This is a genomic window from Haladaptatus sp. T7, from assembly GCF_026008575.1.
Classification (GTDB): Archaea; Halobacteriota; Halobacteria; order Halobacteriales; family Haladaptataceae; genus Haladaptatus; species Haladaptatus paucihalophilus.
Window position 1 is genome coordinate 201,213 of sequence record NZ_BROP01000002.1, and the last position, 20,779, is coordinate 221,991.

Below are 20,779 nucleotides of genomic sequence, written 5' to 3' on the forward strand. Positions count from 1 at the left end.
CTCCCTCGCATTCCCTGGAAAAGCTGGACCAAAAGCACCACGTCACCCCACTTCCGTCGCTCCTTTCAGTCGCTCCGTCCGGGGGTTCCTCGGCCCGTTCGCTCACTACGCTCGCTCACGGTGAGGACGCTTGTCGTGAAAATTCACCCAGCCTATCACTCCCACCGGTCGCTGTTTCCCGGTGAGCGACTGGAGGGAGCGATAGGTCATTGAGACGACCGGGGAAATCGGCTATCGACCCAAATACCGGGGATGAGCAAGTGCCTGAAACCTAGAATCGGTCAGAGACACGGCCGCTCGTCGCTAGCATCCTCACCGGAAAATCGGAGATTTTCCGGGCCGACGACCGAGCGGAACATAGTGGAGCGAGGGAGGAGTGCTTTTGGTCCAGCTTTTACAGGAAGACGGGCGAGACCAGCGCGATTCGCGCTGGTCTCGCCTTTCGACCGTCGTAAAAGGTGGTGACAAGGTCGTAGGCAAACCAAAGTATTCAGTACCCATCGGTACAAACCCCCGCTCATGACAGATGGGGAAGCGGATGAATCAGTCACTCGACGTGGATTTCTCCTCGGTTCTGCGGGTGTCGTCGCGGCGGGTGCGGCCGGAACGGCGGCCGCACAGGAAGACGGCACGACGACCAGTTCCGGTGAAAACAACAGCAGTTCCGGCGGCGGCGGTGGCGCGACGAAGACCGTAAAGGTCGGTCCGGGCGGCGACTTGGTGTTCGACCCGGACAAGCTGACCGTCACGCCCGGGACGACGGTCAAGTTCGTCTGGGAGTCGGACGGTCACAACGTCGTCCCCGAAAGCCAACCAGAGGGTGCCGGCTGGGAAGGCTCGGGCAGTGCGAGCGAGCTTTTCGACACCGGTCACACCTACTCGCACACGTTCAGCACGGCTGGCGAGTACGCGTACGTTTGTGCCCCGCACAAGAGCGCCGGCATGACCGGTTCCATCACCGTCGGCTCCTCGTCCGGGTCGTCGGAACCGGCGATTCCGGGTAACGCGAAAACGCTCGGCATTGCGACGTCGGGGGCGCTCGCGTTCACCCTCTCGATAGGATACTTCTTCATGAAGTTCGGCGGAGATTACGGCGAAGCGGTCGAGTAGCCTACTCCGCGTCGTCCGGCGTATCGAAGTCGTGGAATGCACGTCCCTTTTCTGTGCTCAGGATATCCAAGCCAGCGGCCGCGCCGCCGCCGACGGAAATGGCCGCCTGTATCTTGTCCGCCCGGGAACACCAGCCCGCGGCGTAGGCGTTTTCGACCGTCGTTTCGTTGTCCGAGTCGGTTTTCACCGTCCCGTCGTCGTTCAACTCACAGCCGAGGTCCTCCGCCATCTCGCGCGACCGTCCGGTGGTGAAGAGGACGTAGGTAGCGTCGTACTCTCCGTCGGCGGTCGTAACCGTGAACCCGTCGTCGGACGTCTCGACGTTCGTGACCTCCTCGCCCTGCTTTCGGTCTGCCCCCTGTTCGTCCACCTGCTCGCGGGCGATTTCCATGAATTCCTCACCGTCGATGCTCTTGATTCCGAGGTAGTTGAACAGGTGTGCGGCGTGCATCGCGGTGTCGTCGGTATCGAAGACGACCGTATCGAGGCCGTTTTTCGCGGTGAACAGTGCCCCACTTAATCCGGCGGGACCGCCGCCGATGACAGCTACATCTGACATACGGTGTCGGATACCACGCTGACGATGATAAAGTTCATCGCTCCAGCAGTTTCTTCGTCTTTCGGTGTCGATACCGGAACATGGGTTCGAAACCGACTTTTGCGAGCGGGCTTCCCGGTTCGCCCAGCGCCGGGAATCGGTAGTTCACCACGTCGCGTACCAGCGTCTTCCCGTCCCCGGCGTAGAACTGGTGGGTGTGTTCCCATTCGGGAAACGGACCGCCTTCCATCACGTCCCGAAACATCGCGGCCCCGTCTTCCTCCTCGCGCCGGACGATTTTCGAAACCCACCGTTGGCGCGGACCGACGTCGAACGGCCGAAGCGACAGCCGGATTTCCGTTCCGTTCCCCAGCACGTCCGGATCGGACTCTCCCTCCGGTCCGCGGATTCCCTCCACGCGGAGGTTCATCCATCCCGGTGTGAGCGCCTCCAAGCCGTCGATGGTCGAGTAAAACCGCCACACGTCCTCGAACGGCGCGTCGACCCACACTTCGCGCTGATAGGTAGCCATCGTTCGGGAATTCCGTCGCTCACCTCAAAGGTCTTGTGCGCAACCAGTACGACGGCGATTTATCCCGGCTCCGAACGTACACCGCCCATGCCAAACCTTCGATTCGCCGAGACGGGCGATGCCGCCGACATCGCGGCCATCTACGCACCGGTCGTCCGCGAAACGACCATCTCGTTCGAGACGACGCCACCGGACGAAGACGAGATGGCGGACCGCATCCAAACGACCCTGCCAACCTATCCATGGGTGGTCTGTGAACACGACGGCGAACTCCTCGGCTACGCCTACGCGGGCTCTCACCGGTCACGCGAGGCGTACCAGTGGTCCGCGGACGTGTCCGTGTACGTCCACCGCGACCATCGTCGATCGGGCGTCGGGAACGGTCTCTACGAGTCTCTGTTCTCGCTCCTCGAAAAACAGGGCTTCTACAACGCGTACGCCGGAATCGCGCTCCCGAATCCCGCCAGCGTCGGCCTCCACGAATCGCTCGGATTCGAGCACGTCGGGACGTACGAAGCCGTCGGCTACAAAGACGACGCGTGGCGGAGCGTGGGCTGGTGGCACCGTCGGCTCCGACCTCTCGACGACCCGGAACCCCCGCTCCCCCTAACTGCAGTACCGGAGAACGCCGTGGAAGACGCGTTGAATTGCGGCCGCGAATCGATACGAATCACTTGAGTCGCTCTTGGAGGAACGACGGGTGGGCTGCGGTGACGCCGTCGATGGTGAGGATGTCGTCGCTGATGACGCCCCCGACCGCATCGCCGTTCGGCGCGCGCACTTCGGCCATCAGCATGTGGTCGCCGCTGCACGTGTAGAGCGTATCGATATCTTCGAGTTCCTGTAGCGCTCGGGTCGCCTCGACGTAGCGTTCGCTTTCGACGTCGATACCGACCAGAGCGATACTCTGGCTCGACAGCTTCTTCGGGTCGATTTCAGCAGAATACCCGACGATGACGCCTTCGGCTTCGAGCTGGTCGATGTATTTTCGAACGGTCGGTTTCGAAACACCGGCCCGGTCCGCGATTTCCGAGTACGACGCTTGCGCATCGTCCTCTAACACCCGGAGAATGCGGTCTTCGGTCGATTCCGTGCTCATGTTACCAGTATGTTTCCCGCACAGGAAAAAATACCTTGCGAATTGAAAAACACATTAGCAACCATGAAAAGGTTGTTAGATCCGTCGAGAACGGAGAAACGAGATTACTTGTGGCGGTCGAGGAAGTCGTAGCTCCGTTCCCACTCGTAATCGTCGTCGAAGTACCGCTCTGCGAGCGGCGTTTCCGGCATGTCGCCCGTGGACTGTTTCTCCTGCTGGTAGGAGGGGCGCTCGTCGTTCACGTAGAAGCGGCCGGTGAGGACCTTGCCCTCGTAGAGCGCGTCCTCGGCGTCGTGCATCGCTTCCATCGCTTCACGACGGTCGTGAACGTCGAAGTCGTAGTCGTCGCTGTCCTGCACGTCGATGTACGGGACGTACTGCTTTGCGTCCTTGTTCCACGTCGGGCACTGCGTGAGGAAGTCCACGTGTGCGAACCCGTCGTGTTCCATCGCCTCGGCGAGGATTTCCTTCGCCTGGTTCGGATTGACGGCCGCCGTTCGCGCGACGTACGTCGCACCCGAGGTGAGCGAGAGCGAGAGCGGTCGAATCGGGCTCTTCGCGTTCCCGCGCGGCTGGGTCTTCGACTTGTGTCCCTTCGGGGACGTGGGCGACGTCTGCCCCTTCGTCAGTCCGAAGATCTCGTTGTCGAAGACGATGTAGGTCATGTCGTGGTTCTCACGAGCCGTGTGCATGAAGTGGTTCCCGCCGATTCCGTAGCCGTCTCCGTCACCGCCTGCGGCGATGACTTCGAGGTCGGGGTTGGCGAGTTTGGCCGCTCGTGCGACCGGCAGGGACCGCCCGTGGATGGAGTGGAAGCCGTAGCTCTGGAAGTAGCTCGAGAGCTTCCCGGAACAGCCGATACCCGTGACGAGCAGCGTCTCGTCCGGCGTGCGGCCGACTTCGGGCATCGCCTGTTTCAGCGCCTTCAAGACGCCGAAGTCACCACAGCCCGGACACCACGTCGCTTGCGGTTCGAGGCTGGGCGTGAACTCGTTCACGTCGATATCTCGTTCTTCGTCGATTGCGTTGAATACACTCATTTTCAGTCACCCGTTGCGGATTCGATGCGCGTGTTGTGCGCTGGCTCGGCACTGCCGTCGAGTCGTGCTTCGAAGCCGTCTACGACGTCGGTCGGCTCGAACGGGTTGCCGTCGTATTTCAGCAGGCTGAACAGCTTGTCGCCGTGCTTGCCGGTCGCCGCCTGAATGTGGCGGCGGAACTGTGCCGTGGCGTTCATCTCGACGACGAGCGCTTCGTCGACGCCTTCGAGGAACGAATTGACCTCGTTCTTCGGGAACGGCACCATGTCGCTGACGTTCATGGCTTTGACCGAGTGGCCATCCTCGTTCAACATGTCGACTGCCTCCTCGACGGCACCCTTCGTGCTGCCGAAGTTGAGGATGGCGTAGTCGGCGTCCTCGTCGCCGTAGACGGTCTGGTGGGACTCGTCCATCGCGTCGAGTTCGTCGCGGATGGCGTCGAGTTTCTCCATCCGTCGGTCCATCTGTGTGACGCGGTTGTCCGGGTCCTCGCTGATGTGACCGGCCTCGTTGTGCTCGTTACCGGACGCGAGGAAGTTGCCGCCCTTCTGTCCCGGCAGGGAGCGCGGGCTGACGCCATCTTCGCCGTCGTAGCGGTAGCGCTTGAAGCGACCGGCGAGACGCTCGCCCTGCTCGATGTCTTCCTCGGTCACGACTTCGCCGATGTCCGGGTTCGGCTCGCGGTCGAACGTGGACTCCGTAACCGTCTCGTGACCGCCGGAGAGTTTCTGGTCGTAGAGGATGATGCTCGGAATCTGGTAGTTGTACGCGAGTTCGAACGCCTTGCGCGTCTGGATATACGATTCCCGGGCATCACCCGGTGCGAAGACGACGCGGTTCGAGTCGCCCTGACTCGTGTACAGGACGTGTTCGAGGTCGCCCTGTTCGGGTTTCGTCGGCATCCCGGTCGAGGGACCGGCGCGCATCGATTCGACGAGCACGATGGGCGTCTCGGTGATTTCCGCGAGTCCGAGCGGTTCGGACATCAGCGCGAATCCACCGCCGGACGACCCGCTCATCGCCTTTGCACCCGCGTGGCTCGCACCGATTGCGAGCGAGGCGGCGGCGATTTCGTCCTCGACCTGTTCGGAGATTCCGCCGAGGTCGGGGAGGTGCTGGGTCATGATGGTGAACACGTCGGTCCACGGCGTCATCGGGTACCCGGAGATGAACCGACATCCCTCGTCGATGGCACCGTAGGCGATACCGTGGCTCCCCGAGATGAGGATCTGTTCCTCGTCGTGTTCGCTCTCGGGAACGGTGACGCCGACGTCGGTGTCGTAGTTCTCCTTGACGTCCTCGTAGGACTCTCGAAGGATTTCGAGGTTCGGTTCGAGGATTTTCTCCGGCATGGCCTCGCTCATCAGCTCCTCGACGATTTCGAGGTCGAGGTCGATGATGGCGCACGTCGCGCCGACGCCGGCCGTGTTTCGCATGACTTCGCGGCCGTGCTCCTTGGCGAGTCCGCGAAGGTCCAAGTCGAAGACGTGCCAGTTGTTCTCCTCAACGCGCTCATCGAAGTCCGGAATGTCGTCGGTGTCGAGCAGTCCCGAATCGTAGATGATGACGCCACCCTCGCGGAGTTCGTCCAAGTTCTCCGACAGGGGCTTGATCTCTTCGTTGCCGTAGTAGGCTTCTTCCTGTGGGTTTCGCGCGAAGCTGTCTCCGAGCGCGAGGAGGAAGTTGTAGTTGTCCCCGCGCGATTTGACTTCGTGGTCCGCCGCGCGAATCTCCACGTAGGTGTGGCCGCCGCGAATGCGCGACGGATAGTGTCGGTGCGTGAATACGTGTAACCCTGCTCGCATGAGGGCTTTTGCAAAGTTCTGACTCGTCGAGTCGATCCCGTCACCGGAACCGCCTGCGATTCGCCAGATGAGTTCGTCATCCGTCATAATTGAAGCTCCTGGCCTCCCGGGCCTAGTGGATAAGAGTTGAGTCGCAAGGTGGTAAAGCCTTTGCCATAGATTAGCAAGGAACTATTGTGATAGATGGCGCGTAACGGCTGATTTCAGGCGTTTTGACTGGATAAACTCTGTATTTATTAATGATTGTTTAACGGTTGATGGACAGACCTTTACGACACCTCGCGGTTATTGCACCCCCGTTTTCAGGCAAATGTTTTAATATATAAATATAGATAAATCAAATAACTTTTTAAACCAAACCGATGCAAAACTCGTCGAATCTCATGAACCGAGTCGTATCGAGCACCATCATGCTACTACTACTCACGACGACATTTCTACCGTCGGTAACGACGGCGAACGAACCGCCGCTCGCGGACGCTGGTCTCGACCAGCACGTCGCGCGAGGAAGCACCGTCCTTCTCGACGCCACTGGCTCACACGACCCGGATGGATACGTCGAAGGATACGAGTGGACGATAGAGACACCCGGTAATCGAACGATCGAACCGAACTGTCCGAGTTGTCCGCAAACCCGATTCCGTCCGAACACCGTCGGAACGTACACGGTATCTGTGACGGTTACCGACGAGGATGGTACTAAAAGTCGAGACTCGCTCTACATCACCGTGTCGCCGGGCGAGTCCCCGACCGTTGACGTTTCGGGTTCACGCACCCCTTTCGTCGGCCAGCAAACGGTTTACTCCGCGACTATCGATGCGGGTTCTGCATCGCTCGACCACATCGTTTGGTCACTCGATGGAACGGCTATCGCCACAGATTCTCTCTCGGGTGCGAAAGACGTCGATACTATCACCCGGACGTTCCCGAACACCGGTACGAGAACGGTTACCGCTACTGTGTACGATACGGACGGACAGACGGACACGGATTCGATCGATTTGTCTGTCCGATCGAACGGGAGTCCCCCACCGTCGAGTTCCACTGCCGAGAAGTACACGCCAACTGTTGCTGGTGATTCACTGATCACGGGGACGGCACCGTTTCGTGGAACGTATCGTTTGAAGTCTATCCCCACATCGAACCAAATACGTTCCGTACGTTGGTTTGGAGACGGCGTACGACTCGCAAGCGGTCGAACGCTGACGACCGACTGGAAAGCGGGTGACCATTCGCTGTACGCCGCCGTCTCCTACTCTGATGGCTCCCACGACATCGCCCGTTTTTCCGACGGGACGACCACTGTCGTAGCCGACCCCAAACCCACGATTGACCTCCCATCGCTCGACAGTTATGGTGCCGTTTCTGGTCGAACCACCGCGACAGATCCGTACGGTAACCTGCAATCGGTTCGCGTCCAGCTCGGTGGAAAGAGAATCGGCCGCACTAAAATGGATGCCACCTCCCCCGGAGCGATGCAGCGGCATCGATCGGTATCCTTCGATACTCGGGATTTCAAGGTCGGTAAGAAGTACACGCTCTCCGTGACGGCAGTCGATTTTCACGGCCAAAAAAGCACGCTGAAACGGACCATAACACCCGCGAAGATGCCGAAAATCATCCAATCAGGGTTCGTTAAAAACGATGTAGATTCGTACGATGAGCGGATCGACCCGAAACGATATACTGCACACCACGTGACGAAAATAGATTTAAATGGAGTTGATCCGTCGGATGTTCGAGAAGTAAGTGTCGGAGAGATGCGTCATATTCGAGTGATACATAAAGATAGAACAAAAGAGGGCGAAATATTATTTATAAAATCCCTCCTTGCGGGGGAATTCCCTAAAAATTACAAAATAGCCAGAGAATACGATGTATTAAATAAAAAGACTGGCAATTTAGAAACGGCTCTCTCCAGCAAGTCTACTCTCCACGTACACCCCAGCCCTCCAGAAATTCGACTTTCGGTCATCCGCGATGGGGGGACCGGTTATCGTCCGACCAATCTGGGGATGGTTGTGGATGCGGGCGACTCGTTCGACCCGGATGGATCAGAGTTAAGGTATATCTGGAAACAAGGAGCTAATCCGATCACTCCGGATAACACGACAGCGAAGTTTAGCTCCGTCGAACTCGCTGGACTGGAAGTCCGCGACGGATACAACAAGTCGGCTTCGGTCAATTCCCACTTTCTCAACTACTTCGCGCCGGAGATTAAAAATGTGGAGTTGCTTTCGGACGGGCCTTACAAACCAAACGAGACGATACGTCTACGGGTCACGACCGAACGATACAAATTTAGCAAAAATAGCTATCACCTTCGATATGATTTGGGGATTTCAATTGAAGGTGCATCCGGTTCGATCACTGATTGGCAAAAAGACAAGATTACGAAAAGGAGTCTTAAAGAAAATTTCCACGGTACGGACCCTCGATACTACGCTGGAATCGTGGAGCTTCCAGCATCCCAACTGTTCCGGAAAAACGACACCGTGAAGGTGCGGGTATATAACGAAGAGAGACCGGAGACGTACAACGAGATCGAAATTCCGGATGTCGAGGTAATGCGGAGATACGGTCAGTTCTGGACGAACCCCAGAATCAAGAGCACGGAGTATTTCGTTAACCGGCCGACGTACGACTGGAAACTCGCAACATCGCCGGAGAAACGCGACCGCTATCTCTCGAAGGGATATTCGGTCGATCAGAAGAGTCGTGATGGCTTCGAGTACTCGCTCGAAAAGCGCAAAAAGGTTCGGGACGCGAAATACGAAGATGTTGATCGGTCGTTCTCGACCGAGTTACAGCAGTCGGCATTCTTACAGGGACACCCGAACTGGTGGTCGACGGGTCGCAAGGCGGAAAAATACACCTACACGACGACCGAGCACGAATGGCACGATTCGAAATCGGGGAGAGGGAGATTCACCGGGGAGACACGACGTGTGCAGGTTCACCCGGCGCAGTATCGAACGTTGAAACAGTTCGCTCACGAACACGAAGTGACGAAGACGGGGACGAGAACGGTCCGGAAGACGAAACAGGTCGAAGTGACGAAAACGGATACCAAATACGTGATGCAGTGTCGTCCGAACGGTATCTGTTTCGAAGTTCCGGAGCAGTACACGTACACGACGACCGTCTCAAGGACGTACACGACGACCGAGACATATACCTATACGGTCACCGAGACGGATACCTACTGGTCGTATCAAAAATTTAACTTCGATGACTACTATACGGGTGAACAAAAGCGAGTGAAAGTAGAGGATGCAGAGTACGATACAGAGTATCGGTTCGAGTACTCGGAACGACACACGGGCGTAGACTATACGTACGGAGTGCAAACGCGGGAGAAAGTCCGAGACGCACAGTACGAATGGCAAGAGCAGTCAACGACGACGAAACGGGATGTCGCAATGTCGTTCGCCCGGAACAGTGATTGGCGAATTGGAAGTTATCGCCCGAACGTGAAGTGGAGTCTAAAGAAACGGACGGGTACCGAGACCAAAACTGTCGATCAGTATCTGGAATCAGATACCGTCGTAATGACCTACGTGACTGCAAAAGTCGACCTTGTTCGTCAGTATGTTACCGAAGGTGGCGAAATTCAGAACAATACTGTCGGGGAGAAGATCGTTGATGAGTCCTTCCAAAATCTCCTGACCGATTCTGATCTTCGGACGCAACTCAAACACCACCGAGACCAACGAGAAAACGGCTGTAATGGTGAAACAAACTGCATGACATAACACATTAATTTTATATACCTATTGTGCACAAATCATCTGCATGAAGCGTGAAGTTACAATCACCATGATTATAATAGCACTATGTTCGTTCATTTTTGTTCCAATTGTAGGTGCTAATTCACTTAATAATGGCAACTCTGGATGTCCGGTTTCGAAAAGCGGTGATACGAGATATATACAGTCATTTAATGGTGTCTGTGTCAAATCCCACTTTACAAAAGATGTTGTTTCAATTGTTGTTTCTAACCCGACTGACTCTTATATAGATCTTTCTGGGATACTTGTTCAAGTGGATGATACAGACTTCCATGATGAGTCCTTCGATATTGGTCCTGGGCAACAGATCCATCGAGAGATAAATATCACTAAAGGTTTAGACATAGTCAAAAACAACCACACGACAACCGTCTCCACATACGGCAATTACACTACCTACAACTTCACCGAGAAAATCAACGCATCGGCGACGGATGAAATCCCGACTCCGTATATTGCGAACGTCACGGTAGCCGATGGAACCATCGATGGGGAACCGTCTGCGGTTGCGTACGTCACGCTCGTCAACCCGTCGATGCGGCGATATCCGACGAAGCTGTTCGTTCACACGATAGGGACGGACGGGAGCTTCTATGCGCCAACACCACTGCCGAACAATTCGACGACGATCAAAGTCGAACTGCTCGATAAACGCGGTACGAAAATCGCGGGTGAAGCTCGCTTGTACACCGGCAATCTCACGAAAAAACAAGGCGGACTCGATCAAGTCGGGTTCGTCGGAAAGGCAGGGGAGGATACCCAGCAATGGAACGAATCATTCCAGCCGGCCCGTCCGACGTGGATGAACGATCACTATCAGTACGAAAACGACACATATTCCCAAAGCTTCGGTGAGAAGTTGAGCGGAGACCGCGAAATCGGTGGTGTACCGGTTGTCTATCTGGGACTGGTCGTGCTAGTCGGATTGCTTTTCGTTCGGCGCTGGCGCTGAACGCACACGGGTCGACTTTCTCCGCGTCAGTTCTCGCTCTTCGTCCGAATTATCTCGCGCATATTGATGAAGATGTCACGCGGCGTCGTCTCTTCGTCGGGGTCGAACAGATCGCTCACGCGGTAGAGCATCGCGGCGACCAGCTTGCTCTCGCTCGACTCGCCGCGGATGTCGTCGGCGATGTCTCGGAGAGTTTCCATACGCTCCTCGTCGGGGTCGAACGATTCCGTCTCGCGTGGCATGGTTCACTCCTGTTGCTGGCGGCGGCGGTTGATGATGCCGACGTTGTTGGCGACGTTTTCGGTCAGGGTGCGGAACGACTCTCCGGTGTCGCTCTCGTCGTCGAGGACGATGGGCTCTCCTTCGTCGCCGCCGCTTCGCACGGAGGGGTCGAGCGGTATCGAGCCGAGGAAGGGCATCTCGTGGTCCTCGGCGAATTCGGCCCCACCGCCGTGGCCGAAGATATCGTGTTCGCCGCCACAGTCGGGACATTTGAAGGTACTCATGTTTTCGGCGATACCGAGGACGGGGGTGTCGTGTTTGCCGAACATCTGGAGACCTTTGTTCGCGTCGTCGAGCGCGACCTGCTGGGGCGTCGTAACGATGACGGCACCGGTGACGGGGACGCTCTGGAGGAGCGTGAGTTGCGTGTCTCCGGTTCCGGGGGGTAGGTCAACGACCATGTAGTCGAGCTGCCCCCATTCGACGTCCTCCCAGAGCTGTGTGAGGACCTTGTGAACCATCGGGCCGCGCCAGATTACGGGATCGTCCTTGCCGGTGAGGAACGCCATGCTCATCAGTTTCACGCCGAACTTCTCGGGCGGGACGAGCTTTTGCTCCTCGGTGGCCCGCGGTCGCTCGTTGGCGTCCACCATCCGCGGGACGTTCGGGCCGTAGACGTCGGCGTCGAACAGGCCGACGCGGGCACCGAGCTTTGCGAGTCCTGCCGCGAGGTTGACCGCGACGGTGCTTTTTCCGACGCCGCCCTTTCCCGATGCGACTGCGATGATGTTTTTCACGCCCGGAAGCACCTGCTCTTCCGGGGAGAGCTGGGTATCGACGCGTGCGGAGAGTTCGGTGTCGATTCCCTCGTCGTTGAGCGCTTCGCGGACGCGATTGGCGATTTCCGACTCGTGGGGTGCGTAGGGTGCACCGAGCGCGAGTGAAATCCGTGCAGTCTCGTCTTCGACCGTAACGTCGTTTACGAGTCCGAGAGAGACGATATCTTCGCCGAGGTCCGGGTCTTCGACCGTTCGGAGAACGGCTCGAACGTCAGTTTCATCCATATGATGACGATAAGGAGGGATTTGTCGATAAGGCTTGTGAACCCCGAAGCCGGAAATTTCGATTTGTGAGGCTGATTTCCGCTAGCTGTCGAACTCCCCGTAATTGAATTCGGTTACGTTCAGGTTGCATCCTCCCACGAGTTTAAGAATCCTCGCGCGCAAGACAGGGATACTAATGCTCGAAGACTCGTTCGGGCGCGAGGTTACGGGGGTGCGCGTTTCGCTGACCGACCGGTGTAATTTCGATTGCGTCTACTGCCACAACGAGGGATTAGGCGATACACGCGGACCGATGGAGCCGGGTGACGACGAGATGGGTACCGACGACGTGGTTCGGTTTCTCGAAGTCGCCCGCGAGTTCGACGTCGGAAAGGTGAAGTTCACCGGCGGCGAGCCGATGCTCCGGGAGGACTTGGAGGAGATAATCCGCCGGACGCCCGACGGGATGGAGACGTCCCTGACGACGAACGGGACGTTTCTTCCGGGGCGCGCGGAGGAACTCCGGAAAGCGGGATTGTCCCGCGTAAACGTCTCACAGGACGCGCTCGACCCGAAAGCGTTCGCGGAGGTAACGAAGAGCGGTGCGTACGACAAGGTGCTCGAAGGGGTCGAAGCGGCGCTCGATGCTGGACTCGACCCGGTAAAGCTCAACATGGTCGTTTTCGAAGCGACGGCTGGCTACGTTCCGAAGATGGTGGAACACGTCGCGGAGAACGACGGGTTGCAGTTGCAACTCATCGAATACATGCCGGAACTGACCGGCAATCCCGAGTGGGCGATCGACATCCAGCGGGTTCACGATTGGCTCGAAGAACAGGCCGACGAGATAGAAATCCGCGAGATGCACGGGCGGAAACGATACTGGGTCGGCGGCGGAATGGTCGAAATCGTGGACCCGGTGGAGAACCCGAGCTTCTGCTCTAATTGTCATCGCGTGCGCGTCACGCACGAAGGATTCCTAAAAGGTTGTCTGAATCGCAACGACGACCTCCGACCGATGGGAGAGATGACGAAACCCGAAATCCGGTCGGCGTTTCGTGAGACGGTGGCGAATCGAGTCCCGTACTACGGCGAATACATGGTCCGAAACGACGACGGGGAATGGGAGATAAACGACCGCTACATCGACGACCAGTATATCGACGCGTGATTTTTTCGGCTCTCGATTCTGACCACACCACCGAGCGACAAGGTTGATAGTGCTCCACTGTGGCGGTTCCCGTATGCGACGGCGCTCACTGCTTTCGAAGACCGGCGCACTCCTCGCCGGAGGGATGGCGATGTCGGTCGCCGGGAGCGGACGGGAGAGTCTCGACCCTTCCTATCGAATCCTTCCGGATACGAAGTACGAGACGGGGGTCTTCGTTCGAGAGGGGACGTCCGACGGGCCGACGGCGATGGTGGTCGGTGGGATACACGGCGACGAGCAGTGTGGTTATCGCGCCGCGAGCGAAATCGCGGGATGGCAGGTCGACCGGGGAAAACTGGTCGTGCTTCCGAAGGCCAACCGAGTGGCTATTCGAAGGGACCGGCGAGAAGGAGCACATGGCGACTTGAACCGTCAGTTTCCGACCGGCGAGAAACCGGAGACGAGGTTGGCTCGCGCCATCTGGGGAGTGGTCGAGCGCCACAACCCGGACGTGGTGCTCGATTTGCATCGGTCGGTCGGCATCTACGGCTATCACGAGTCGTCGGTCGGGCAGATGATTTGGCCGACGGACGCCGGAAACGCGAGCGAGTACGCGAAGCGGACGGCGGAGGAATTGAACGGGAACGTCGTCCCGTGGTACATGCCGTTTCACGAGTATCGCCGCGGCGGCGAACTCGACGGGTCGAGACCGATGCTGGTACACAAGGTGGCGGGCGATCTCGACCGGCCGGGATACATCGTGGAGACGACAGAGTTCTTCCTCGACGCCGACACGCGGGTTCGGTGGGAGAAGGCGGTGGCGACCGACCTGCTCTCACGGCACGGTATCGAACAGCGAGGGAACCGATGAGCGGGGCTGTGAACGTTCGGCGGCTGTTTCTCGGACGCTCCGTCTGGGTTTGGTATCTCCTGTTGGTCGGTCCGGTCGCTCTCGGCGCGTTCGACACTCGGTTGATGACGCCGCTCGCCCTGCCGGGGTACGTCGCGCTCACCATCGGAAGCGCGTTCGGGAGTTACCTCTTTCCGACGCTCGAACTGTGGGTGTTTTGGGGGCCGCTTCTCGTGGGTGCCTATTTCGTGTCCGTGGCGCTTGCGGCGGCCTCTCATGCGGTTCGGGAGACATTCGTTGCGTTTAAATAGTAACCCCCGGTAGAATGCAGTGCAGACACCTGTAGGGGCACGCGTCCCGAGTCCGGAAGGGCGAACATATACAAGCGAGCGTGTCGAGGTAGCCTAGTCTGGCCCACGGCGCAGGGTTGCTAACTCTGTGGCGTCAAGCCTCGAGGGTTCAAATCCCTCCCTCGACGCTCCAAACTATCAACCATGAGTACCGAACAACCACAGGACGAAGACGACGACCTTCGGTACTTCGTCCGCATCGGGCAAACTGACCTCGATGGGACGAAGACCGTAGAGCGGTCCCTCTCCGAAATGAACGGGATCGGTCGTCGAACGGCCCGAATCGTCGCCGAGGAGGCGGACGTCGACCGGAAGGCGACGTTCGGCCGACTCGACGATGACGACATCGAACGTGTCGTTGAGGCCGTCGAAAACTACGCCGACGAAGTTCCTGCGTGGCTCACGAACCACCGCAAGGAGTACTTCTCCGGCGAGACGACTCACGAGACCGGCAACGACCTGTCGATGTCCCGACGCCGGGACCTCAACAGGATGCAGATGATCGACTCCTACAAAGGCGTCCGACACAAGCGTGGACAGAAGGTTCGCGGTCAGCGAACCAAGTCCACGGGTCGTACCGAGGGTACGATCGGTGTCAACGTCGAGGAGATCAAAGAAGCCGCAGGGGAAGAAGCCGAGGGTGAAGAATAATGTCGCTCCCAGGTGAGAACACCAAGTTCTACGAGACGCCGAACCACCCGTTCCAGGGCGAGCGAATCGCCGAGGAACGCGGTCTGATGGACCGATACGGCCTGAAGAACAAGGAAGAGCTCTGGCGAGCACAGAGTGAACTTCGCAACTACCGCCGCGAGGCACGGTCCCTCCTCGGGGACATCTCCGGCGACGAAGTCAGCGAAAGCGACGAGTTCCTCTCGCGCCTGAAGCGACTCGGCATCCTCGACGATGGCGACGAACTCGGCGACGTGCTGCTCCTCGACATCACGGACGTTCTGGAGCGCCGTCTCCAGACCGTTGCGTACCGAAAGGGCCTCGCCCACACGCCGAAACAGGCACGCCAGTTCATCACGCACGGTCACGTCACCGTCGACGGCCAGCGCGTGTCGGTTCCGTCGTACAAAGTCGAGATCGACGAGGAGTCCGACATCTCCTTCGACGAGCACAGCCCGATTGCGGACGAACTGCACCCCGAACGGTCGGAGGGTAACGAATGAGCGACAACGACGAAACATGGGGCATCGCCCACGTACACGCATCGTTCAACAACACCATCATCACCATCACGGACCTCACGGGTGCCGAGACGGTTGCGAAGTCGTCCGGTGGCTCGGTCGTGAAGCAGAACCGTGACGAGTCCTCGCCGTACGCGGCCATGCAGATGGCCGAGACGGTCGCCGAAGAGGTCAAAGCGGCTGGCATCGACGGCTTGCACATTCGCGTGCGCGGCCCCGGTGGCAACCTGCAGCAGAACCCCGGTCCCGGTGCGCAGGCGACGATTCGAGCGCTCGCCCGCGCCGGTATCGAAATCGGTCGCATCGAGGACGTCACACCGATTCCGCACGACGGTACCCGCGCACCGAAAGGTAGTGGATTCTAAACCATGACCGAAGACTTCGACGTAGAGTTCATCGACCGCGGCGAACGGAAGGCGCGTTTCCTCGTTCGCAACGTCACCCCGGCGTTCGCAAACGGGATTCGCCGAGCGATGATCGCGGACGTTCCGACGCTGTCAATCGACACGCTCCGGGTCATCGAGAACTCCTCGGTGATGTTCGACGAGCAGATCGGACTGCGACTCGGACTCGTTCCGCTGACGACGCCGCCCGGAGAGTTCGAGGAGGGCGACACGGTAACGCTCAGCCTCGACGTTTCGGGACCGGGAACCGCGTTCTCGGGCGACCTCATCAGCTCGGACGAGATGGTGCAGCCCGCCGACGATAACATCCCGATAATCGACCTCAAAGAGGGGCAGCGTCTCGAACTCGAAGCCGACGCGGTGCTCGGCTCGGGGAAGGACCACGCCAAACACCAGGGTGGCGTCGCGGTCGGCTATCGTCACCTACAGCGCGTCGAAGTCGTCGGCGACCGGGACGAGTTCGGGGAAGAAGAACCCCGAATCCTTCGCGGAACCATCGAAGACGATGGTGAACTCGTTCCGACGGAGACGTTCGACCACGACCTCTCCCAGCGGTTCCCCGGAAAGGAGGTCGAGGTTCACGACGTTCCGAACGCCTTCGTGTTCGACGTCGAAAGTGACGGCTCGTTCACCGTCGAAGAGTTGGTGACGCAGGCCGTCGATTCGCTCACCGAACGTGCGGACGAACTCGAACAGGCAATTCAACTATAACCATGATCGGCCCTTACAACCTCCCTGACGTGTCCGCCGGTTCCGCGAGTTTCGACTCTCGGAATCGCTGGACTCGCGGGCGACGGTCGCTCGCGGAATCCGAGGTATGTGCCTCGGCAATCGAAAGTGGTTTTAAGGGCCACGGACAACACTGTGTTGCCCGCGAGGGTACGCACGTGTTCTCAGCGTGCAGGGATAGCCAAGTCTGGCCAACGGCGCAGCGTTCAGGGCGCTGTCTCGTAGGAGTCCGCAGGTTCAAATCCTGCTCCCTGCACTTCAGTTCTCAGTACTTGGAGGAAGTAGCATGAGCAAAACTAACCCGAGGCTCAGTAGTCTCATCGCCGAACTCAAGTCGGTGTCCCGTGATTCGGACGCTGACGTGTGGACCGACGTTGCAGCACGCCTCGAGAAACCACGGAGTACGCACGCGGAGGTCAACCTCGGCCGCATCGAGCGGTACGCGGAGGAAGACGAGACCGTCATCGTACCCGGCAAGGTTCTCGGTAGCGGCGTCCTGCAGAAGAACGTCACCGTTGCTGCAGTCGATTTCTCTTCGACTGCGGAGACGAAGATCCAGCAGGCAAACGGCGAACCGATCCAACTCGAACAGGCAATCGAACAAAATCCCAGTGGTTCCAACGTGCGGGTGATTCGATGAGCATCGCGGAATTTGACGCAGATGTCGTAGTCGACGCGCGCGACTGTATCCTCGGTCGTGTCGCGAGCAACGTCGCACAGCGTGCGATGGACGGCGAAACGATCGCCGTCGTCAACGCCGAGCAAGCTATCATCACGGGCGACAAACAGGACATACTGGACAAATTCGAGACGCGCTTCAACCTCAGCTCCGACCAGGGGCCGTACTACCCGAAGCGCCCGGACATGCTCGCAAAGCGCTCGATTCGGGGAATGCTCCCGTACAAGAAGCCGCGAGGGCGCGAAGCCTTCGAAAACGTGCGTGTCTACGTCGGCAACCCGTACGACGAGGACGGCGAAATCCTCGACGGCACGTCGTTGGACCGACTCTCGAACATCCGCTTCGTCCAGCTGGGCGAAGTCAGCGACTACCTAGGTGCTAACGTCACATGGTAACGAACACGAGCGGAAAGAAGAAGACGGCCATCGCTCGCGCCACGGTCACGGACGGCGAGGGTCGCGTACGGATCAACTCGAAGCCAGTCGAACTGGTGGAGCCGGAGATGGCTCGCCTCAAAATGCTCGAACCGTTCCGCATCGCGGGCGACGAGCGTGAGGAAGTCGACGTTGAAGTGAGCGTTTCGGGTGGCGGAATCACCGGACAGGCAGACGCCGTCCGCACCGCCATCGCGCGCGGTCTCGTCCAGTACATGAACGATGCCGAACTCCGCGATGCGTTCATGGAGTTCGACCGTTCCCTGCTGGTCAACGACGTCCGCCAGTCCGAACCGAAGAAGTGGGGCGGCCCCGGTGCCCGTGCCCGCTACCAGAAGTCCTACCGCTAAGGTGATTTCCCCATGATGATTCCAGTCCGGTGTTTCACGTGTGGCAACGTAGTCAGCGAACACTGGCAGGAGTACAAGGCGCGCGCCGAGACGCAGATGGGCAACGAAGACCCCGGTAAGGTCCTCGACGACCTCGGTGTCGAACGCCACTGCTGCCGACGGATGCTCGTCGCTCACAAAGACCTCGTGGACATCGTCGCACCCTACCAGTAATGGCTCAACAACAATACTCCCGATACGAAAAAGCACGAATCCTCGGTGCGCGAGCGCTGCAGGTGTCGTATGGCGCTCCCGTCCTCATCGAGACGCAAGAGTCCCAGCCGATACTCATCGCGGCCGAGGAGTACGACGCTGGCGTGCTGCCGTTCTCCGTCCGGCGTGAGGAGGCAGAATGACGCGCATCGAGAGCGTTCGGCTCCGTCAGATACTCGACTCGCGTGGGAACACCACGGTCGAAGCCGACATCCTGACCGAGAGCGGTGGATTCGGTCGTGCCGCCGCACCGAGCGGTGCGAGCACGGGCGAGTACGAGGCCATCGAACTCGACACGAGCGAGGCAATCGCGTCCGCTCGTGAGCACGCCGTTCCGCGTCTCGAAGGAGCCGTCTACGTCGGCGACCAGCGCGACGTGGACCGAACCCTCCGTGCTGCGGACGGAACGGACAATTTCTCCGAAATCGGCGCGAACAGCGCCGTCGCTATCAGCATGGCCGCCGCGAAAGCCGCGGCGGACGTGCTCGGTGCACCGCTCTACCAGCACCTCGGCGGTGCGTTCCGCGGCGACAACTACCCGATACCGCTCGGTAACGTCATCGGGGGTGGCGAACACGCCGCCGACGCCACGGCGATTCAGGAGTTCCTCTCCGCGCCGGTCGGCGCACCGAGCGTCCAAGACGCGGTGTTCGCCAACGCGGCCGTTCACTCGGAAGTCGCGGACATCCTCGCCGAGCGGGGAGTCCCCTCGGCGAAGGGTGACGAAGGCGCGTGGGCGCCGTCCATCGACGACGACGACGCGTTCGAAGTGATGGACGATGCCGTCTCGACCGTCTCCGACGAGTTCGGATTCGAGATTCGATTCGGTCTCGACGTGGCCGCAGCCGAGATGTACGATGCCGACGCCGACGAGTACCAGTACCGCGACCGGACGCGCTCGACCGACGAGCAGATCGAGTACATCGCGGATCTCGTGGACGAGTACGACCTCGCGTACGTCGAGGACCCGTTGGACGAAAACGACTACGAAGGGTTCGCGAAACTCACCGACAAGGTGGGCGAGAAGACGCTCGTCTGTGGTGACGACCTGTTCGTCACGAACGTCGAACGACTGTCCGAGGGCATCGAGAAGGGTGCCGGAAATAGCATCCTCATCAAGCCGAATCAGATCGGCACGCTCTCGGACGCGTTCGATGCCGTCGAACTCGCGGTCGAGAACGGGTACGACCCGGTCATCTCGCATCGAAGCGGTGAAACCGAGGACACGACGATTGCACACCTCGCCGTAGCGACCGACGCACCGTTCATCAAGACGGGGACGGTCGGCGGCGAGCGAACCGCAAAACTCAACGAACTCATCCGAATCGAGCAGAACGTATCACGATTATGAGCGATAACGAATCCGAACAGGTAGAAGAAGAAACGGACGGTCTCGACGCCGCGGAAGAGGAGATCGACGCGGAGCCGACCGGCGAGTCCGGTGCGGAACCGGCAGTCGACCCTGACGAAGACGTCGCCGCACAGGCGGACGAGACCGAAGAAGAAGACGAACCGCAGTTCGACGAGGACGTCCTCGGCGACGAGGAGGCGGACCTCCTCATCCCCGTCGAGGACTACCTCGGCGCAGGTGTCCACATCGGTACCCAGCAGAAGACCGAGGACATGGAGCGGTTCATCCACCGCGTTCGAACGGACGGCCTGTACGTCCTCGACGTGAGCAAGACGGACCAGCGAATCCGCACGGCGGCGAACTTCCTCGCCGACTACAACCCCGAGCAGATTCTGGTCACGTCCTCGCGCCAGTACGGTCGGTTCCCGGCCGAGAAGTTCGCCGATGCGGTCGGCGCACGTGCCCGCACGGGGCGCTTCATCCCGGGTACGCTGACGAACCCGAAATACGACGGCTACATCGAGCCGGACGTCGTGGTCGTCACGGACCCAATCGGAGACGCGCAGGCGGTCAAGGAGGCCATCACGGTCGGCATCCCCGTCATCGCCATGTGTGACTCCAACAACTCCACGAGCAACGTCGACCTCGTCGTCCCGACGAACAACAAAGGTCGCAAGGCGCTGTCGGTCGTCTACTGGCTGCTCGCCAACGAGACGCTCGACCGCCGCGGTGCGGAACCCACCTACTCGCTCGACGACTTCGAGAGCGAGATTTAATCGCCGAGTTTTCGATTCGATTTGCGCTGTTTTCCGATTCGCTTCGTCGGCCAGCGGTCGCGTTCGCCTTCGATTCGGCTTCACAACCGCTCGGAGATGACCGCCGAAAATAGAGTGGGCTAGTTCGACAGG

25 protein-coding genes and 2 tRNA genes are annotated in these 20,779 nt (G+C 59.2%); 20 read left to right on the forward strand and 7 right to left on the reverse strand.

Annotated features, from left to right (window positions below):
• The first annotated feature begins 519 nt into the window (after window positions 1-519).
• Window positions 520-1,110, forward strand: a complete 591-nt coding sequence (locus OPC11_RS07050; RefSeq protein WP_007978914.1) for a plastocyanin/azurin family copper-binding protein — start codon at window positions 520-522, stop codon at window positions 1,108-1,110.
• A 1-nt stretch (window position 1,111) separates the two neighbouring features.
• Here the strand turns inward: OPC11_RS07050 and OPC11_RS07055 are convergent, their stop codons facing one another.
• Both OPC11_RS07055 and OPC11_RS07060 read right to left on the reverse strand, forming a co-directional pair.
• On the reverse strand, window positions 1,112-1,669 hold the full coding sequence (locus OPC11_RS07055) for an FAD-dependent oxidoreductase (protein WP_007978912.1): 558 nt from the start codon (window positions 1,667-1,669) through the stop codon (window positions 1,112-1,114).
• A 34-nt stretch (window positions 1,670-1,703) separates the two neighbouring features.
• Window positions 1,704-2,180 carry an SRPBCC family protein gene (locus OPC11_RS07060; protein WP_264781463.1) on the reverse strand — a complete coding sequence of 159 codons (477 nt, stop codon included), beginning with the start codon at window positions 2,178-2,180 and terminating at the stop codon, window positions 1,704-1,706.
• An 87-nt stretch (window positions 2,181-2,267) separates the two neighbouring features.
• Here OPC11_RS07060 and OPC11_RS07065 point away from each other — a divergent pair, with 87 nt between their 5' ends.
• Window positions 2,268-2,858, forward strand: coding sequence for an arsinothricin resistance N-acetyltransferase ArsN1 family B (locus OPC11_RS07065; protein WP_264781464.1), 591 nt, complete (start codon window positions 2,268-2,270; stop codon window positions 2,856-2,858).
• Here OPC11_RS07065 and lrpA1 read toward each other — a convergent pair.
• From lrpA1 to OPC11_RS07080, 3 genes are all read right to left on the reverse strand, one after another.
• Window positions 2,851-3,279 (reverse strand): HTH-type transcriptional regulator LrpA1, encoded by a 429-nt coding sequence (lrpA1, locus tag OPC11_RS07070; protein WP_007978906.1) that lies wholly within the window; start codon window positions 3,277-3,279, stop codon window positions 2,851-2,853. The two genes, OPC11_RS07065 and lrpA1, sit on opposite strands and share 8 nt — an antisense overlap.
• 104 nt (window positions 3,280-3,383) lie before the next feature.
• On the reverse strand, window positions 3,384-4,319 hold the full coding sequence (locus tag OPC11_RS07075) for a thiamine pyrophosphate-dependent enzyme (protein WP_007978905.1): 936 nt from the start codon (window positions 4,317-4,319) through the stop codon (window positions 3,384-3,386).
• 2 nt (window positions 4,320-4,321) lie between these two features.
• Window positions 4,322-6,211, reverse strand: coding sequence for a 2-oxoacid:acceptor oxidoreductase subunit alpha (locus tag OPC11_RS07080; protein WP_007978903.1), 1,890 nt, complete (start codon window positions 6,209-6,211; stop codon window positions 4,322-4,324).
• Between the two features lie 296 nt (window positions 6,212-6,507).
• Between OPC11_RS07080 and OPC11_RS07085 the strand changes: the two genes are divergently transcribed.
• Together OPC11_RS07085 and OPC11_RS07090 are read left to right on the forward strand one after the other, a co-directional pair.
• Window positions 6,508-9,879, forward strand: coding sequence for a PKD domain-containing protein (locus tag OPC11_RS07085; RefSeq protein ID WP_264781465.1), 3,372 nt, complete (start codon window positions 6,508-6,510; stop codon window positions 9,877-9,879).
• A gap of 289 nt (window positions 9,880-10,168) precedes the next feature.
• Window positions 10,169-10,867: a hypothetical protein gene (locus OPC11_RS07090; protein ID WP_264781466.1), complete on the forward strand. Its 699-nt coding sequence runs from the start codon at window positions 10,169-10,171 to the stop codon at window positions 10,865-10,867.
• 26 nt (window positions 10,868-10,893) lie between these two features.
• On the opposite strand, the gene OPC11_RS07095 is transcribed toward OPC11_RS07090, so the two are convergent.
• Window positions 10,894-11,109, reverse strand: coding sequence for a hypothetical protein (locus tag OPC11_RS07095; RefSeq protein WP_007978898.1), 216 nt, complete (start codon window positions 11,107-11,109; stop codon window positions 10,894-10,896).
• Window positions 11,110-11,112: 3 nt separating this feature from the next.
• Complete coding sequence (locus tag OPC11_RS07100; RefSeq protein ID WP_007978895.1) at window positions 11,113-12,153, reverse strand: Mrp/NBP35 family ATP-binding protein; 1,041 nt, start codon at window positions 12,151-12,153, stop codon at window positions 11,113-11,115.
• Between the two features lie 175 nt (window positions 12,154-12,328).
• Between OPC11_RS07100 and moaA the strand changes: the two genes are divergently transcribed.
• The 16 genes from moaA to rpsB all read left to right on the forward strand — a co-directional run bounded on the left by moaA (window position 12,329) and on the right by rpsB (window position 20,647).
• Window positions 12,329-13,303 carry a GTP 3',8-cyclase MoaA gene (gene moaA, locus OPC11_RS07105; RefSeq protein WP_007978893.1) on the forward strand — a complete coding sequence of 325 codons (975 nt, stop codon included), beginning with the start codon at window positions 12,329-12,331 and terminating at the stop codon, window positions 13,301-13,303.
• 73 nt (window positions 13,304-13,376) lie between these two features.
• The gene (locus tag OPC11_RS07110) at window positions 13,377-14,153 is read left to right on the forward strand and encodes a M99 family carboxypeptidase catalytic domain-containing protein (protein ID WP_264781467.1); all 777 of its coding nucleotides are present in this window, start codon (window positions 13,377-13,379) and stop codon (window positions 14,151-14,153) included.
• Complete coding sequence (locus OPC11_RS07115) at window positions 14,150-14,443, forward strand: hypothetical protein (protein ID WP_007978889.1); 294 nt, start codon at window positions 14,150-14,152, stop codon at window positions 14,441-14,443. Before OPC11_RS07110 ends, OPC11_RS07115 begins: the two co-directional genes overlap by 4 nt.
• A gap of 82 nt (window positions 14,444-14,525) precedes the next feature.
• A tRNA-Ser gene (locus tag OPC11_RS07120) sits at window positions 14,526-14,610 on the forward strand.
• A gap of 16 nt (window positions 14,611-14,626) precedes the next feature.
• Window positions 14,627-15,133, forward strand: a complete 507-nt coding sequence (locus OPC11_RS07125) for a 30S ribosomal protein S13 (RefSeq protein ID WP_007978888.1) — start codon at window positions 14,627-14,629, stop codon at window positions 15,131-15,133.
• Window positions 15,133-15,654: a 30S ribosomal protein S4 gene (locus OPC11_RS07130; protein WP_007978885.1), complete on the forward strand. Its 522-nt coding sequence runs from the start codon at window positions 15,133-15,135 to the stop codon at window positions 15,652-15,654. Before OPC11_RS07125 ends, OPC11_RS07130 begins: the two co-directional genes overlap by 1 nt.
• Complete coding sequence (locus OPC11_RS07135) at window positions 15,651-16,037, forward strand: 30S ribosomal protein S11 (RefSeq protein WP_007978883.1); 387 nt, start codon at window positions 15,651-15,653, stop codon at window positions 16,035-16,037. Before OPC11_RS07130 ends, OPC11_RS07135 begins: the two co-directional genes overlap by 4 nt.
• Window positions 16,038-16,040: 3 nt before the next feature.
• Window positions 16,041-16,787 carry a DNA-directed RNA polymerase subunit D gene (locus OPC11_RS07140; protein WP_007978882.1) on the forward strand — a complete coding sequence of 249 codons (747 nt, stop codon included), beginning with the start codon at window positions 16,041-16,043 and terminating at the stop codon, window positions 16,785-16,787.
• 189 nt (window positions 16,788-16,976) lie between these two features.
• Window positions 16,977-17,061, forward strand: a tRNA-Leu gene (locus tag OPC11_RS07145).
• A gap of 30 nt (window positions 17,062-17,091) precedes the next feature.
• Complete coding sequence (locus OPC11_RS07150; RefSeq protein WP_007978880.1) at window positions 17,092-17,445, forward strand: 50S ribosomal protein L18e; 354 nt, start codon at window positions 17,092-17,094, stop codon at window positions 17,443-17,445.
• A complete protein-coding gene (locus OPC11_RS07155; RefSeq protein ID WP_007978879.1) occupies window positions 17,442-17,879 on the forward strand; it encodes a 50S ribosomal protein L13 in 438 nt (145 codons plus the stop codon). The genes OPC11_RS07150 and OPC11_RS07155 overlap by 4 nt, the downstream gene beginning before the upstream one ends.
• Window positions 17,873-18,268, forward strand: coding sequence for a 30S ribosomal protein S9 (locus OPC11_RS07160; protein ID WP_007978877.1), 396 nt, complete (start codon window positions 17,873-17,875; stop codon window positions 18,266-18,268). The genes OPC11_RS07155 and OPC11_RS07160 overlap by 7 nt, the downstream gene beginning before the upstream one ends.
• Window positions 18,269-18,280: 12 nt before the next feature.
• Window positions 18,281-18,481, forward strand: a complete 201-nt coding sequence (locus tag OPC11_RS07165; protein WP_018128667.1) for a DNA-directed RNA polymerase subunit N — start codon at window positions 18,281-18,283, stop codon at window positions 18,479-18,481.
• Window positions 18,481-18,663 (forward strand): DNA-directed RNA polymerase subunit K, encoded by a 183-nt coding sequence (locus OPC11_RS07170; protein ID WP_007978874.1) that lies wholly within the window; start codon window positions 18,481-18,483, stop codon window positions 18,661-18,663. Before OPC11_RS07165 ends, OPC11_RS07170 begins: the two co-directional genes overlap by 1 nt.
• The gene (gene eno, locus OPC11_RS07175; RefSeq protein ID WP_264781468.1) at window positions 18,660-19,871 is read left to right on the forward strand and encodes a phosphopyruvate hydratase; all 1,212 of its coding nucleotides are present in this window, start codon (window positions 18,660-18,662) and stop codon (window positions 19,869-19,871) included. The genes OPC11_RS07170 and eno overlap by 4 nt, the downstream gene beginning before the upstream one ends.
• Window positions 19,868-20,647, forward strand: a complete 780-nt coding sequence (gene rpsB, locus OPC11_RS07180; protein WP_007978869.1) for a 30S ribosomal protein S2 — start codon at window positions 19,868-19,870, stop codon at window positions 20,645-20,647. Before eno ends, rpsB begins: the two co-directional genes overlap by 4 nt.
• Window positions 20,648-20,779: the final 132 nt, after the last annotated feature.